The organism is Micromonospora sp. LOL_025 (assembly GCF_048060285.1).
GTDB lineage: Bacteria > Actinomycetota > Actinomycetes > Mycobacteriales > Micromonosporaceae > Micromonospora.
The window spans coordinates 24,211-39,693 of sequence record NZ_JBHMIR010000023.1 but is presented as its reverse complement, the minus strand read 5'-3'; the positions used below and the strand labels follow the sequence as shown (position 1 = coordinate 39,693).

Below are 15,483 nucleotides of genomic sequence, written 5' to 3'. Positions count from 1 at the left end.
AGCCGGTCGAGCACCTTCCTACCAACTTCAGGCAGCGGCGGCGGCGGTCAGCCAGTACGAGTTGGGGCAGGCCCGCCCGTCGGCGGCGGTGCTGGCCCGGTTGGCGCTGGTGCTGACGATGCCGGTCGAGTTCTTCGCCGCTGGGTTTCCTGCTCCGGCGTCGCCGGGGCGTGCGCACTTTCGTAGCCTGCGGGCCACCAGTCAGGCGGAGCGGGACCAGGCGGAGGCGTTCGGCGAGGTCGCCTGGCGGGTGGTGGAGGTGCTGAGCCGGCAGTTGCGGCTGCCCGAGCTGCGGCTGCCTCAGCTCGACCTGCCGGAGCCGGCGCGGGCCGAGGACGTTCGCGCGGCCGCTGCGGCGGCGCGCCGGGAGTTCGGGCTCGACGACGGGCCGGTGTCACACACCGTACGGCTGCTGGAGGCGCACGGGGTGATCGTGCTGTCGCTGCCGGACGCCTCAAAGCGGGTCGACGCCTTCTCGCACTGGTACGGCCAGCGGCCGTTCGTCTTCCTGAACCCGGCCAAGAACGACCGGGCTCGTTCCCGGATGGACGCCGCTCACGAACTCGGTCATCTGCTGTTGCACCACGACGCCGAGCCCGGTAGCCAGATTCTGGAACGGGAGGCCACCGCCTTCGCCTCCGAGTTCCTCGCTCCCAGCCCGGCGTTGGCCGCGGAGCTGCCGGCCCGCCTCGACTTCGACCGGCTGCACGAGTTGAAGCGCCGCTGGGGCATCAGCCTGAAGGCGCTCGTGTACCGGGGCCACGACCTGGGCGTGTACCGGGACCACACCTACCAGCGGGGGATGAGCCTGCTCGCCCAGTGGGGCCACCCCGAACCGGGCGACCTCGGCCCCCGGGAGCAGCCCTCCCTGCTGGGCCGGGCCGTCGAACTCCTCGGCCAGCAGCGGGTGACGACGGAGAGCCTGGCGGCGCAGGCCGGCCTCCCGGCGACCCTCGCCAATACGGTGATCGACGCCGCCACCGAACGGCTCCCCGAACTACGACTGGCCACGGGAGGCTGAGACGGGAGCAGGTCGGCGCCGGCCGACCCTCGGGCGTCGACCTCCTGCTCGGAGCGGGTCGGTCAGCCCGGCACCGCGGGGGTGGTAACGAACGGCTCGGTGTGGTGGCTGCCCCAGACCCACTGATCGTCGCCGTGGTCGACCAAAGTGCTGCACCGGTAGCGCAGCAGGTCCACGTCCGTGTTCGGAGGCGGGCCGCCGGAGTGCGGCGGCGTCGCGTCCAGGGCGGCGTCCGCGTTGTAGACGAACCGGTCCGGCAACCGGTAGTCACGGCGGAACTCCGTGCGCCACTGCGAGTTGCCGCCCCAGCCGTGAGACAGGTCAGCCACCTGCCGGTACCGCCGCCGCCATGCCCAGTACAGGGTCGAGGTCGCGGCGAGTACGGGATCCAGGTGGTGGGCACCGGCGCGGACGCTCACGCCGCCACGCACCAGCAGCAGCGACCCGACGAGACAACCCGGCCACCACTGCCCGACCAGCAGGGGAGCCTCCTGCGCATCGTCGGCCGGCGTGACCTCGACGATCTCGTGCAGGAACGGGTGAAACGCCTCTCCCTCGGGGAACGTGCCGCCGATCGCGGTGACGAACTGCCCGTACGCCGAGGGCGGAAGCCAGTCCGTGGGGGCGTCGGGGCCGGTGGCGGGCGGTTGGCTGGGCAGGATGAGCAACTCCACCACCCGGCTCAGCGCGTACAACGCCCACCGGTCCTCCTGCCCGAGCGACACGGCGGCCATCTCCGCCTCGCCGGCCTGCCGCAGTGCCACCACGACGGGCGAGTTGGCCGCGACCCAGGGATCCAGGACGTCCCGGCCCCATTCGCTGCCGCCGTAGTCGAGAGTCGGCTCGTACAAGCCGAACCGGATCTCGTTCCAGGCGCTTTCCGGGAACACCATCTCGGCTGTCACGACCGACAGTCTGCCGGCCGACGCCGGACGCGGCGAGCGAGTTCCCAGCCCCACGCGGTAGCGAAGCGGTGAGGAAGTCCGTCGCTGGTAAGCCAGCAACCACGTATCCGATGCCCCTGATTCCGGGCATTCCGCCACGTCCGCCTACGCGGCTGTGGGCACTGGCGTGGATGGTCGAGAAGTTCGCTGCGGCAGTGGGTCCGCCGCTGCCGCCGTCGGGGAGGGAGCAAACCAGCCGCGAAACGGCACGGGTGGGTGTGCGGCTACGGTGGCGCGGCCGTGCGGTCGCTGGGTCGTGGACGGGGTGGCGGCTGTCTTCGCTGGCCGTGCGAGCTTCACGGCTCGGCGGGCGGTGCGGGCGGCTGCGCACATGCCGCGCTGGCCGGCGCATTGGAGGTTTCGGCAGTTCCCGTGTTTGTTGGGCTGGTGTGAGGCGGAGACGCCGAGGGCGAGTCGCCACAGGAGTGGGTCGGTCACGTCACCGGGGATCACGGCGGGCTGGCTGAGGTGTTCACGAGGCATGGCGGGGTCCCTTACGTCGATGGTCGTTTCGCCCGCCCGGCAGCCGGGCGGACGGTGGACACGATCGACGCTCGTCTTCAGGGAAAGGTCAAGTCGTCTCGCCTCGTCGGCTCTCTCAGCGAGGACGTCGGATACACGGGGCGACGGTCGTCGGGACGAGGTGAGGCACGGGCTGGTGTCGTGACCTGGTCGGTCGAACTCGTGTGCCGTCGGCGGCTTGGCCAGCTTGTGAGGGTGCCTGGCCCTCGGCCGGCCCGGGTGGGCCGGCCGAGGGCAGGTCGGGGTGGTCAGTGGTGCGGTGGGTAGTGGTATTCGCCGTCGGCGATGGATTCGTCGTCGGGGCGGTGGGGATCGTGGATGGGGTGCGGGGCGCGGGGTCTGACGTCGTAGATCAGGTTGTCGGGCGGCCATTGCTCGGGGGTGTGCGGGAGGTCGGTCAGGGCGAGGCGGTGGGTCTCGCCGATCGGCTGCCACACCGGGTCGGCGGGGTGGCTCTGGTCGGGGTTGCTGGTGACGACGGTGAGGTGCCGCATGTTGCGGCGGTCGAGGTACCAGCGCAGGCGCTGCTCTCTTTCTGGGTCGGAGGCGTGGAACAGCACGGTTGCCAGGCCGGTCCGTTCGGCCAGTCGCCGGTAGTGGTGGACGTGGTCGGCGAGGGCGCTGGTGTGGATGTTGCCGGGGTCGGGTTCGTACCAGAAGGCGTGTCGGTTGCGGTCGTGGATGTACTCGCCGTGCCAGGCGTCGCGTCGCGGTCTTGTGATCAGTCCGCAGGTGCGTGGTGACCACCAGGTCCGCAGGTCACTGCCCGGTTGGGTGCGGGCGCGGGTGGCCAGGTCAACGAAGAAGTCGTGGGCCTGGAGCAGACCGGGCAGGCGCGGGTCCTCGCGCAGCCGGTCGCGGGCTCGGTAGACCTGCGCTGGCGTGACACGGCGGAAGCCGCCGAGTGGGGTGAGCTGGGCACCGAGCGGGCCCAGACACCAGAAGGTGTCGTCGGCCTCGCTGGCGGTGGCGCTCAGGAGGCGGTCGATCCAGCCGCGGCGGGCGAGGATCTTCAGGCGCCGGCTGGTAGACGCCGGGTCGGTGGCGAAGCCGAGTGCGGTGAGTTGGGCGGTGGTCAGGGTGCGGTGCTCGGCGAGCATCTCGACGACCCACCGGTCACGAGGGTAGAGGCGGCCGAGTTCGGCGATGAGCAGCTCCGCCGGGATCGGTTGGGCGAACGGGACGATGAACTGTGAGTGGTAGGTGGTCAACATGACCGGTACCTCCGGTGTCGTGCCGCCGATAGGCGGCAGCAGTGGAATGGACGCCCGCGACGGCGTCGGTGCGGTCGCGGGGTGGAAGCAGGTCCGCGGCGGCGATGCGCGGCGGCGGATCAGGGGTTGCAGCTTCGGCTCGGCGGCTCCGTGTTCGGATCGCCGCACAGGCGCGGCACCGACGAGGGTCGGCAGGTGCTGCTGACGTCGGGAAAGAGGCTCGATGCCCGGTGCACGGTCCTGCTGTTCCGGGCCGCGCGGGCGGTGGTGGGCGTGAATTCAGCCCTGCGACCGTTCGACCTTCTGGCGTGGGGCGAAGGGGTGACCGAACGCGTCAGGCTTGTCGTCGGGGTGTTGCAGGTGCGGCAGCGCGTCGGCGAGGTCGGCCAGGGTGAGCAGACCGGGGTGGCCGTGCAGCCGCCACAGCGGCCCGGCGGGGCCGACAGCGGCCCGCGCGGCGTGGTCGCGGCTGCCCGTAACCACCGGCACAATCAGCGTCTCCTCGGCCAACCGTTGGTGCAGGTGATGGGCGCGCTCGGCGGAGTGCAGCCACAGCAGCACCGGCCACTTCGGGCCCCCTTTGCGGGCCATCCAGTGGTAGGCGTCGAGTTTCCGGACGAGTTCGGTCAGGGGTTCGGTGCCGGTGTCGTACTCGAGGAAGAACGGCACCTGCCGGTCCCCTGCCGTCCAGATGCCGTGGCCGTCCGGATGGATCGGAGCGGGACTGACCTGGAGTACGACGTCGGAGTTGGGCCTGGCGAAGACCCCGAGGTCGGCGCACCGCGCCTCCGGCCACCAGCGAAGCAGCTCGTGGTCGGGGTGGGCGCGGGCGTGGCCGGCGAGGTCGGTGAAGAACTGGTTGACGCCGAGCCGGTGGTCCAGGACACGGGCGACGGTCCAGCGGCGGCGTCGGGCTTTGGTCTGGCTGGGCCGTGGTGGCGGCTGGTCGCGGTCCACGGCGACGAGTTCCGCGCCGAGCTGGTCCAGGACCCAGTGGTACGGGTACGAGCCGCCGTCGGTCTTCAACGGCCGGAACCGGTCGATGACGCCGACGTCGTGGAGCCGGCGCAGCCGACGTTGGGCGAAGTCCAGCGACGGGAACAGGGCGTAGGCGATCTGTGGCGTGGTCAGCACGCCGTGGTCTGTCAGCCAGCCGAGCAGCACGTGGTCGCGGGCGGTCAGCATGGACTGGGCGCGAAGCAGTTGATCGGACATGGTCGGTGTCTCCTGCGGGGGTGAGAGATAGACCGGAAGGTCTCTCTGGGCTGGGAGGAATCTGGTCAGTGGCGGCGTGTGCTGCGGTGTGAGTGGAGTGAGGGGTCAGTTGCCGGGTCAGGTTCAAGGACGACCCCGCAACGGAGGCAGGCACTGACGCCGCAACTGACCTCGGCACGGTTCACCGGGCCGGACCTACTGTCAGGCCGGCGAAGGAAAAGGCGCCGGCCGCCAGCGCGCAAAACGAGATGACGGCTCGGCGCTGTGAGTTGCGTGGGCACCGGGTGCCGCTGGTGTGGGGCCGCGACACCTCCGCGCGGTTCGGTCGTGGCGCTGCCGGCGTGAATGAGGGACGGAAACTGGGTCAACGTGCTCGTTTGCGCACTGGACGGGTGTGTGTTGGCGGGCGGTCCCCAGACATCGGCCGGTCCGGCGGGCGGAGGGGCGATGAAGGCGCTGGCAAATCGGGTCAGGTTCTGTCAGGCGGCGGGCTCTTTGACGGAACCGGGTCGTTGGTCTCGCAGAAGCGGCGGCCTCTGTCAGGCGGCGGGCTCTTTGACGGAACCGGGTCGTTGGTCTCGCAGAAGCGGCGGCCTCTGTCAGACGTCGCGGGTCATGGCTCTGTCACCGGGCGTTGTTGGTGACAGATTCGGCGGTGCCCAAGGTGAGTGGGGTGGGGCGGTCGACCGTGCCGGCCGCGCGAAGTCTCGCGGGCTCGTGGTTCGGGTGGTAAGCCTCGACCGACCTGGACGGGCCTGCCGAGGGAAACGGTCGGAAGGTTAGTCAGGCAGAGGGGTACTGGTAGTCGCCGTCGGCGATGGCTTCGTCTCGCCGATCGGGGTCGTGGATGAGTGCGGGGTGAGTGGCGAGGCCACCGGACCGGCGAGGAGCTGCGGTCGGCGTGCCAAGTGACAGCACGACTGGCCCCTCGCACGGGTCGACGGGCAGCGGATCCAGCGTTTCAGGGGCTGGCAGCCGGGACGCGCGGATGACCAGCGCCGGCAGATGCCGGACGTCTCCGTCACGTAGGTCTGGTCCAACCCGATGGCCGCCGTGTCGAAACTTCCTACACCCCCAAACCGGGCTTTGTCAGCTCTGGCGAACGCCCCCCTGGTCTGACAGAGGTCCGACAAAATCTGTCAGAGCAGTTCAGCCGCTATATGCCCATGCCCTGATTGGGGTTTCCCTCGTCACTGCCACCGCCCGGTGTTCTCCTTACGCTCCCTGAATCACCCAGTGCGTCAGACGTCCGCTATGTCTCCAACATCAGAGATAGCCATAATGGCGGAGTTCGGCCGGAAGGCAGGCGGGTGGGCAAGGTCAACATGCCTCCTAGCTGGACTGTCAGCTTGGCCCGCCGCCCTGTCGGAGATTGTCAGGCCTCTGTCAGACCAGGGGGGCGTTCGCCAGAGCTGACAAAGCCCGGTTTGGGGGTGTCGGAAGATTTACGACCCTGCCGCTATCAGGCGCCGGTGTCACCACGATCGCCGGGCCGCTGGTTCGGCCGCTCGTGACATGTCGTCGTCGTCGCCGTCAGGCAGTCTCCGGCGGCGGCCGAGGCGAGGGTCGACCGCCGGCGGCCGGACAAGCGTGTCAGCCACCACGCGCGCATCAGAGAAGCCTGCCGATGGCTGCGGACGTGATGGCACGACAGTGCTGGTGGTGTCATCCGAAACGAGATGGCGGGGCACGTGTGACACGCCAACAGCCACACCAGATGTCAGCGGAGAGCACCGATGGACATCAAGGCGTTGACACGGCCGCTACGGCCGACGCCAGGTGCCACGGCATGCCGGCCGTCAGGTCTGACACGAGTGACGACCTCGCGTCCTCAACATGAGGTCATCGACTGCGGTCGCTGACATTGGCGCATGCAGGGTCGTTGAGCAGGGCCTTGACACCCTCATAGTCGCTCTGCCACGGGTGTCAGACAAGCATCCATGACCGCCTGGCCAGGTCCTCCGCCGACATGGCCATGCTGGCATGAGCAGCGCCTGGACGCGCGGCGAGGACGCCACCGCCCCCGGCCGCCACGAATCATGGCCCGGGCATGGACAACACCATCGCCGCGGCCGTCCACCGGCACGACCTGTCAGACACGGCCATGGCCGGCGCGAGCCGAGTGACACGGCCGCGCGATGACATGTCATCGACGAGACACCACGGCGACTGACATGTCAGCGCCCGCCGTGCCATCAACAGGCACCGCTACACGGTGTCCGAGCATCGGCGCCCACGGATGAAAGACCGAGCGCCAAGCGCAGGCGTACCCAGCGGCGAGACCCGAACGGGACAACGCCATGCGCCGCTGCGAGCGGGGGGACGTGGAGCTCAGGGCCAACCCTGACCGGCCTCGTTCCCAGGAGGAGCCGCAGGCGTCGTCACCGTCCGACGCGGGCTCGGTCACCGACCGGCCTACCCCTTCTTCACTGCCGCCCACGCCCATCGCGGCGACACCGCCGCCACCTCACCTGTCTTGATCACCGAAGGGACCACCTCGAGATGACCGCCCCTGAACAACCCGACGTACCTCCTGCCCACCCGGTCAGCGATGGCTCCGACGACACATGGACCGCGGACCGGATCCGCGCTCTGGGCCCGGTCACCGACCTGGCCACTACGGCCCGGATCTTCGGCCTGTCCCGATCCGTCGCCTACGACCTGGCCAAGCGCGGCCACTTCCCGGTTCCGGTGCTGCGGTTCGGCAGCCGTTACCGAGTCCCGGTCGCAGCCATCCTCCGCGCCTTGCAGCTGCCCGCCGCACACGGGCCCGAGCCCTCGCCCCCACCACCGGCCGGCGACTTGATCACGGGCGAAAGGCACGCGTGGATCACCCCGGACAGAATCCGCAGCCGCCGGCTGCCGCACACCCCCACGGAAGGAAACACCTGATCATGGCGGAAGGAACCGTCTTCAAACGCTGCTCCTGCCGCGACAGCGACGGCCGTAAACTCGGCAACCGCTGCCCGCACCTTCGCCGCTCGGGTGGGGCGTGGAGCCCCACCCACGGCCGATGGGCCTACCAACTCGAACTACCCACCCACCCCGGCAAACCCCGCCGGCAACTACGCCGCAGCACCTTCGACACCCGCGACGCCGCCACCACCGACCGCGACCACGCCAAGGCACTCCTCGCCCTCGCCGGCGACGACGCGGCCGTCGCCGCCGAGATCGCCGACATGCTCCTCGCCCTCACCTCCGGCGCCCCGCTCCCCGAGCGCGACACCATCGCCCGGCGGGTCCGGGCCGGGCTGCCCGCCACCGTCACCACGACCGTCGGGGAATACCTGCACTCCTGGCTGGCGGCCCGACGCAACCTGCGCAGCGTCCAACCCAACACCCTGCTGGCGTACGAGTCGCACATCCGCATCCACCTGGTCCCGCACCTCGGCGCCATCCCCCTGGTGAAACTGCGGGTCGAGCACATCGAGGCGATGTTTACCGCCATCGCCGACCGCAGCACCGCCATCGAGATCGCCCGGCAGAGCGACAAGCCATGGATCCGCGCCACCGTCCGTGGCCAGCGCACCACCGGCGCGGCAACCATGCACCGCATCCGCGCCACCCTGCGTAAGGCACTCAACGACGCGATCCGCCGCGGCAACAACCGACTCATCGACTTCAACCCCGCCGCCCACATCGAACTGCCCTCCGGAACACGCCCCAAGGCCCGGGTCTGGACCGCCAAGGCCGTCCAGAGATGGCGCGACACCGGCGAGCGACCCAGCCCCGTCATGGTGTGGACCCCGCAGCAGGCCGGCGAGTTCCTCGACCACGCCGAGGAGCACGACATCGCCCTCTACCCGCTGTTCACGCTGATCCTGCACCGCGGCCTTCGTCGCGGCGAGGCCGTCGGACTCACCGACGCCGCCGTCGACCTCGACAACTCCCTGGTCAGCGTCACCCAACAGATGGCCACACACGGCTACACGCCCGTGATCAAGAAGGTCAAGTCCGACGCCGGCAACCGGGTGATGGCGATTGCCGGCGTCACCCGCGCCGTACTGCGCGCCCACCACGCCCGCCGCGCCCAGTGGAAACTCGCCGCCGGCACCACCTGGCCCGACACCGGACTGTTCTTCGTCCAACCCGACGGGCAGCCCTGGCACCCCAACGCCGTCACCGACCGATTCGAGGCGCTCGTCCGCGACGCCGACCTACCCCCGATCCGACTGCACGACCTACGGCACTGCGCCGCCACCTACCTCAAGGCAGCCGGCGCCGACCTCAAGGACATCCAGGAACTCCTCGGCCACTCCTCCATCACCATGACCGACACCTACACCTCTGTCATGGCCGAACTCGACGTCGAACGCGCCAAGGCCGAAGCCGCCGCCAAGCTCCTTCCCCGCCGCCGACGTCCACCCGCCGCATAACCGACAACGCCCACCGGGCAGGGACGGCAACCCTTGGCTGCCGTCCCTGCCGCGTCGTCCCACACGCGGGTACCCGACTGCCTGCCGGTTCGAAAGGCTCGGCCGGGGTGCCCTACAGCGGCATCGCTGCAGGGCACCCCGGCCGACCTTCGGCTATAACCCGTTGCCCTGTTTCCTGGACAACTCCGGCGAAGCCCTCGCCGGCATGCTGCCTCAGGACCGGGCCTCGAACACCACCGCCGACCACATCACAGCCCTGGACCAAGCCCTCGCTCAGGATCCGAAGCTCACGGCACCCCGATCCTGCCAACAGCGATGCGGCCGACTCTAGCCACGGGTTACACGCCACATCCGCTGTCTGCCTGAGCAGCACCACCTGGACATCCGACTGTCCGTCGGCGCCGCAATCACCGAACCAGTCCGGGCCGCTATCCAGGCTCCCAACGACTGGATCCCCGCCATCGACACCGACGGGCACCTGCGGAAACACGCCGAGGTCTGCGAGATCACCCGGCCTTTCGAGGCTGCGGCTGGCCGCAGCGCACCCGGTTCCTGGTCCATCGTGAACGCCCACATGCCGGCGCTGAGCTGACACTGAGTCGATGTCGCTGCTCAGCAGGTTGAAGATCAAGCTAACCCTCGGGCGCCAAGACACGTGCATCCATCCGCCGCGTACGTCAGCCCATCGGGGAGGATGGTGCGAAACCCCGCTTCGGGAGGCGATCGCGATCTTGAATCTGTCGTGCGTGTTCTGCTCGGTGACGGCTGGCGTTACCGATCCTGGGGTCTGCCTTGCCGTCAACAACGAGTTCGTTGTCTTTCCGGCACTTCACCAGCGGCCGAACAACAGAGGTCACATGCTTCTCGTCCCAGCAGGTCACTTCGGCGGCATCGCCGACGTGCCGCCCGAGAAGGCAGCCCCCATGCTGGCCGCGCTTCAGGCAACGACGCAGGCGGTGAAGGCCGCGTTCGGTGCCAGCGGGACGACGGTGCGGCTCAACCTGGGACCTCCCGCTCAAGACATCTTCCATCTCCACTGGCACATCATCCCGCGGTATGTAGGCGACGACTTCAACAGCGCCAAGTCCTCCGAGGTGCCCCTCAGCGAACGTTTGCAGCTCACGGCGAAGCTTGGCCGGCACCTTGCCAGACGGGCTTCGGCCCGGGTTCGCAAGTGATCAAACGCCGGCAAACAGCCCGCCCCCGGACGCTCTACCCGGGTCGACCGCTCACGTCGCCTGAGCTCGCGCGAGCTTGACAGAGAGCCGGCCCTGGTCCTCGGCGCTACCGGTGCTGTACTGTCCGAGGAGTTTATGCACGTGCGCATGGAGTCGCTGACGTATGGGTACTCGCGGGTCGCCTCAACGCTACCGAGTAGGCGCTGAGCTGCGTCGAGTACGCGAGAACCTGGGGTTGTCCGGGGAGCGCGTCGCGGATTCGCTCGAGTGGTCGCAGTCGAAGGTCTCCCGGATCGAGACCGGAACGACGGCATTCACCGTTCGGGACGTAGACCGGTTGCTCGGCCTCTACGGGGTCGATCCCGACATCCGTGCTGAACTTCTGGCGGCGACCGCGGAAGATAACGGCGAGGGGTCCTGGATCACGAGTGCCGGCGGCTGGGGACGGAGACAGGGAGCGGTCGCGGCCCTGGAGTCGACAACGCGGGAGATCAGGCAGTATCAGCCGGTCGTGGTGCCGGGCCTGTTGCAGACCCGAGCCTACGCCCACGCGATGGCGGTCGCGGTCGGTGCGGGAAGCCCGGACTACATCGCCGACGTGCGCATGGCGCGACAGCAGACGCTGGAGGGACCTGACGCGCCTCGCTTCGTGGTCGTGGTGGACGCTCGAGCTCTGCTGTTCCGTGCGTTTCCGGTCGAGGTGTCCCGAGGTCAGATCCAGCATCTGACGGGCTTGGTGGGCCATCCCAACATCGAGCTCGGTGTCGTCCCGATCGGCGCGCAGCACACGGTCGTAGCAGCTCAGGGGTTCACCATCTTCGACTTCCGGTCCGGCCTCAGCCCTCGCACCGTGTGGATCGAGTCGCCCGGAGGTGACTGCTATTTCAGCGAGGAGGCTGCCGTCACCCGGTTTGAGAAGGCGTTCACGGGGCTGAAGTCCGTTGCACTGCACGGCAATCATGCCGTTGAATACCTCAATGCTCTCGATGTTGAGTTCGAGCGCTTCGACGCCATCGTTCCCGGAGTGGGAGGCAGCTGATGACATCAGTGAGGTTCGCAGGCGCGGCGTGGCGAAAGAGCAACGTGAGCGGCGATACGGGCTGCGTAGAGGCCGCCTTCGTCGAGGATGGGGTGGGGGTGCGGGACTCGAAACTTTCTGACGACAGCCCTGTCCTGGTCTTCACACGACACGAGTGGACGGCGTTCTTGCATGGCGTGGGCAACGGTGAGTTCGGCCTCCCCACAGCCTGAAGGCACACCGCCAGCACCATCGGACCGGTCGGCGGATGCTGCCGACCGGCGGCGTCAGATCCGCCCTCTGTTGGCTGCGGTGGCTGTCTCCGTAGCAGGCGACGGAGCGTTCATCGCCGCCGCACCGTTGCTGGCCTCGACCCTGACAGCCGATCCGCTGGCGATCTCCGCTGTGAGCGCGGCCTTCTACCTGCCGTGGCTGGCCCTCGGACTGCCTGCTGGAGCGCTCGCGGACAGGTGGCCACGCCGCCGAGTGCTCGTGATCGCCGACCTCGTCCGCGCGGCGCTGATCGGGCTGCTTGTCGCGGCGCTGGCGCTCGGCTGGGCGAGCATTCCGCTGCTGATCACGGTTGTCTTCGCGGTGGGTGTCGCCCAGTGCTTCTTCGACGCCGCGTCGCAGGCCGTGATCCCGATGATCATCGGCAGGGACGGGGATGACCTGAGCAAGGTCAACGGCCGGTACTGGGCGCTGGACACCGCGGGACGGTCGCTGGTGGGCCCGCCTCTCGGCTCGTTAACGTTCTCAGTCGGTCGGTCCCTGCCGTTCGCCGTCGACGCGGTCTCGTTCCTGGCCTCGGCGGCACTGGTGCGGATGGTGCCCGATGTGCGGTCTGATCAGCCGGACCGTCAGCCGTTGTGGGCGTCGATTCGTGAAGGCATGCGCCACCTGTTCAGAACACCGGACCTTCGCGTCCTCGCGGTCGCCATGGGCGTGTTCAACTTCGGCTACTTCATGGTCATGGGGACTTTCGTGCTCTATGCCCAACGCACACTTCACCTTCCAAATGCGGCCTACGGTGCTCTGCTGGCCGCGATGGCGGTAGGTGGGATCGTCGCTGCGGCCAATGCTCGCCGCCTGATCGCTGGTTTGGCGTACCGCAAGGTGCAGGCTGCCGCGATGATTGTCCAGGCGGGGGTGTGGCTGGTGGCCATGCTGGCGGGCAACGTCTGGATGATAGCCGCGCTGTTCGTCGTCTACGGCGCGGCGGCAAGTTCCGCGTCGGTCGCTGTCGGCTCAGCTCGACAGGCGCTGTCACCGGACGGCTTGATCGGCCGGGTGGTCGCGGCGTTCCGGATTCTGGGCCTGGGCGGGTCGGGACTCGGCGCTCTCGTCGGCGGCGCGGTGACGAAGTCGGCCGGGCTGGACGCGACCTTCGTCGTCGCCGCGGTGGTGCTGGTCGTGGCCGCGTGTTTCACCTGGCCGAGGAGACGGCAGCCGCATCAGGCGGACGACCACGAAGGGGCGCGGTCGGGCGCTCTCACCTGAGCTCTGTGCCGCCGTCCGCATCACGCAGCCTGAGACCGGCAGACATTCCAGGCAGCCGTGGGTCATCGCCGTAAAAAATGCTGTGCAGCGAGACGATGCGGCGGCAGGTCTCGGCGTGGGAGGCCATGCCCTGCCGCCGAATCATCGGGATCAGCGTGCTGGATACGGAGAGGATCGCGCGCTGGAAGCCCGCGTAGGCACGCGGAATGTCGAACGCCTTCAGCCGCGACTCGACCTCGCTGAGCAACTCGTCGCATGCAGCGTCCAAGTCGATGCCGCCGATGCGGAGTCGCTGTAGACCGATGTACCGCAGACTGTTCAACACCTTCTCGCGCAGCCGTGAGGCACCCACGGTGGCCAGCGCGACAGCACGGAGATCCTTGCCGAGCGGTGACGACAGCAGCGCCGCGCGGACAAGGCACGGCTCGACGTCAGCCGGCGCGTCGGCGAGGGAGGCACCGGTGTAGCGCGAGAGCTTGCGCCCTGCCGTGTCCAGCAGCGTGCCGTGCTGGACGATCATGGCGGGCAACGCGTCGGGTCGGTTGGCGGCCAGGAGCGTCAGCAGCCACTTGCGCTGGATATCGAATCCGGCCACGGCCACGATCGGGCCGTAAAGGCCGAGACGGCGCAGCAGGCTTGGCCCGAGAGCACCGACCAGCCGCGGATCGAGGATCTCGCCGTCATGTAGCGGGGAAGGGACGCCGAGAATCCGCTGAGGGTGACCGACCCGGATCAACGGATGGACGTCGGTGAGGCTGCGCAGACGGCGGATGCCGTAGCCGGGCACCCATTCGACGGTGGCCGCGCGACGGAACATCTCGTCAAGGTCGACGGGCAAGAACCAGTCCCGTGTGGTTCGCAGACGCAGCGGGCCGCCACAGGTGAAGCAGTGCTCGGCATCGACGCTTGGCGGGAGAGCGATCCGGCAGCTGAGGCACCACTTCTCCTCAGCGGCCAGGTAGCGGACGACGTCACTGTTGGCCAGATCGGTGATGACGGCCTGGACGTGTGCTCGTACGGACGCGTCGTCATCCCGTAGTGCGGCATGGGGCGACACCACGATGCCGAAGCCTTCCAACGCGGCGACGGCGCTGTCGACAGCAAGCCCGCAATAGCGGGCGAACCCCTCCGGATCGTGGCCGAACATCGGCTCCAGGCGGCGGCTCGACATGTTCCACGACTGCGGCAGGTGAGCATCACCGCCGAAATACTGGGCAGTCCGGCGAGCCGCGTCGAGCAGTACCCATGTGTAGATGCCGCCGAGGTGCGGCGCACCGGGCGGTGACGGCGGCGCCAACAGGACCGTACTCGGCTCGCGGTTCTCCCACACGATCATCGCGGCACCCGCGCTCCGCCGCCCGCCACGTGGCGGGGCAGCCGCCGCCGCTTGGCGCGGGCGAAGTGCGCCATGAATTCGACGAGCTCTCCGACCGCATCCAGGGAGATCGCGTTGAACAGCGAAGCACGCAGGTGTCCGACCTTGCGGTATCCCCACAGTCCGACGAGTCCCTGCCGCGCGGCGTCTGCCTGAAACTCGTCCTCCAACTCCGCGGTCGGCAGCGCGAACGTGACATTGACCTTCGATCGACTGTCGCGGTCGGCGAGGCCCGTATAGAAGTCGCTGTCGTCGATCGTGCGGTAGAGCAGCTGGGACTTGGCGGTGCTGAGGGTGTCCATCGCCGCGACTCCGCCCTGCTGGATGGTCCACCCGGCCATGAGGCTCAGAACGAAGATCGCGCTGATCGGCGGGGTGTTGAAGCGCGACCCCGCTTGCGCATGCGTGAGATAGCTGAGGAAGGGCGGGAGCTGGCGCACCGGTTCGAGGAGGTCGGCTCTGATCACGACGAGCGCGATGCCGGCGGTGCCGAGGTTCTTGTGAGAGGTCGCGTAGATCAGGCCGTGCCGGGCGATGTCGAACGGGCGGGTGAGAAGGTCGCTGGACGCGTCACAGGCGAGCCATGCACTCGCCGGGATGCCGGGCGGCTGCTTGAACTGCGTGCCCATTTCGGTGTTGTTCGACGTGTAGTGCACGTACCGGGCGGTCGGCGTGAACGACGCTTCGGCTGGCGAAGGCAGTCGCAGGTAGCCGTCCGAGTGCGTGGAGGCGGCGATGTTGACGTAGCCGTAGACCGCAGCTTCGGCGGCTGCCGCCGCCCCGAAGTGTCCCGTGACCAGGTAGTCCGCGACGGCGTCCGGGCCGAGGTGGTTGGCGGGCAGCATCGTGAACTGGAAGCGCGCGCCGCCGTGTAGTAGCAGCAGTTCGTATCCCGCCGGGACGCCGATGAGCGCGCGCAGGCGCTCGACCGTGGTGTTGTAGAGCTGCTCGAACTGTCCGCTGCGGTGGCCCAGTTCGAGGATGCCGAGCCCGGTGTCGGCGTAGTGCTCGACGCTTGCCTGGTACTCGGTCAGCACGTCGTCGGGGAGGATGGACGGCCCTGGTGCGAAGCTGCGTACTCGTGTGGGCATGGCGATGCCTCCGTAGCTGCTGGTACGGC

General features: G+C 68.8%; 12 protein-coding genes and 1 pseudogene. 8 read left to right on the top strand and 5 right to left on the bottom strand.

Features of this window, described 5'->3' with window-relative positions:
* The first annotated feature begins 61 nt into the window (after positions 1-61).
* A complete protein-coding gene (locus ACFHW0_RS23725) occupies positions 62-1,021 on the top strand; it encodes an ImmA/IrrE family metallo-endopeptidase (protein WP_416610920.1) in 960 nt (319 codons plus the stop codon).
* Positions 1,022-1,083: 62 nt separating this feature from the next.
* Here ACFHW0_RS23725 and ACFHW0_RS23720 read toward each other — a convergent pair whose 3' ends face one another.
* From ACFHW0_RS23720 to ACFHW0_RS23710, 3 genes are all read right to left on the bottom strand, one after another.
* A complete protein-coding gene (locus tag ACFHW0_RS23720) occupies positions 1,084-1,926 on the bottom strand; it encodes a hypothetical protein (protein WP_416610918.1) in 843 nt (280 codons plus the stop codon).
* Between the two features lie 809 nt (positions 1,927-2,735).
* Positions 2,736-3,701, bottom strand: coding sequence for a replication-relaxation family protein (locus tag ACFHW0_RS23715; RefSeq protein WP_416610916.1), 966 nt, complete (start codon positions 3,699-3,701; stop codon positions 2,736-2,738).
* A 279-nt stretch (positions 3,702-3,980) separates the two neighbouring features.
* Positions 3,981-4,916: a replication-relaxation family protein gene (locus ACFHW0_RS23710; RefSeq protein WP_416610914.1), complete on the bottom strand. Its 936-nt coding sequence runs from the start codon at positions 4,914-4,916 to the stop codon at positions 3,981-3,983.
* 2,502 nt (positions 4,917-7,418) lie between these two features.
* On the opposite strand from ACFHW0_RS23710, the gene ACFHW0_RS23705 reads away from it, so the two are divergent.
* The 7 genes and pseudogenes from ACFHW0_RS23705 to ACFHW0_RS23675 all read left to right on the top strand — a co-directional run bounded on the left by ACFHW0_RS23705 (position 7,419) and on the right by ACFHW0_RS23675 (position 12,988).
* A complete protein-coding gene (locus ACFHW0_RS23705; RefSeq protein ID WP_416610912.1) occupies positions 7,419-7,808 on the top strand; it encodes a helix-turn-helix domain-containing protein in 390 nt (129 codons plus the stop codon).
* A gap of 2 nt (positions 7,809-7,810) precedes the next feature.
* Entirely contained in the window at positions 7,811-9,292 is a 1,482-nt protein-coding gene (locus tag ACFHW0_RS23700) for a tyrosine-type recombinase/integrase (protein ID WP_416610910.1), read from the top strand.
* Between the two features lie 130 nt (positions 9,293-9,422).
* Positions 9,423-9,889: pseudogene (locus ACFHW0_RS23695) on the top strand (IS1380 family transposase); the annotation flags it as partial.
* Between the two features lie 5 nt (positions 9,890-9,894).
* On the top strand, positions 9,895-10,470 hold the full coding sequence (locus ACFHW0_RS23690) for an HIT family protein (RefSeq protein WP_416610908.1): 576 nt from the start codon (positions 9,895-9,897) through the stop codon (positions 10,468-10,470).
* A 163-nt stretch (positions 10,471-10,633) separates the two neighbouring features.
* Positions 10,634-11,509, top strand: coding sequence for a helix-turn-helix domain-containing protein (locus ACFHW0_RS23685; protein WP_416610906.1), 876 nt, complete (start codon positions 10,634-10,636; stop codon positions 11,507-11,509).
* Positions 11,509-11,721, top strand: a complete 213-nt coding sequence (locus ACFHW0_RS23680; RefSeq protein ID WP_416610904.1) for a DUF397 domain-containing protein — start codon at positions 11,509-11,511, stop codon at positions 11,719-11,721. Before ACFHW0_RS23685 ends, ACFHW0_RS23680 begins: the two co-directional genes overlap by 1 nt.
* A gap of 79 nt (positions 11,722-11,800) precedes the next feature.
* Positions 11,801-12,988 carry an MFS transporter gene (locus ACFHW0_RS23675; protein ID WP_416610902.1) on the top strand — a complete coding sequence of 396 codons (1,188 nt, stop codon included), beginning with the start codon at positions 11,801-11,803 and terminating at the stop codon, positions 12,986-12,988.
* Here the strand turns inward: ACFHW0_RS23675 and ACFHW0_RS23670 are convergent.
* Positions 12,981-14,324, bottom strand: a complete 1,344-nt coding sequence (locus tag ACFHW0_RS23670; protein WP_416610900.1) for a hypothetical protein — start codon at positions 14,322-14,324, stop codon at positions 12,981-12,983. The genes ACFHW0_RS23675 and ACFHW0_RS23670 overlap by 8 nt on opposite strands.
* Positions 14,321-15,454, bottom strand: coding sequence for a 3-phosphoserine/phosphohydroxythreonine transaminase (gene serC, locus ACFHW0_RS23665; protein WP_416610898.1), 1,134 nt, complete (start codon positions 15,452-15,454; stop codon positions 14,321-14,323). Before serC ends, ACFHW0_RS23670 begins: the two co-directional genes overlap by 4 nt.
* Between the last annotated feature and the right edge of the window lie 29 nt (positions 15,455-15,483).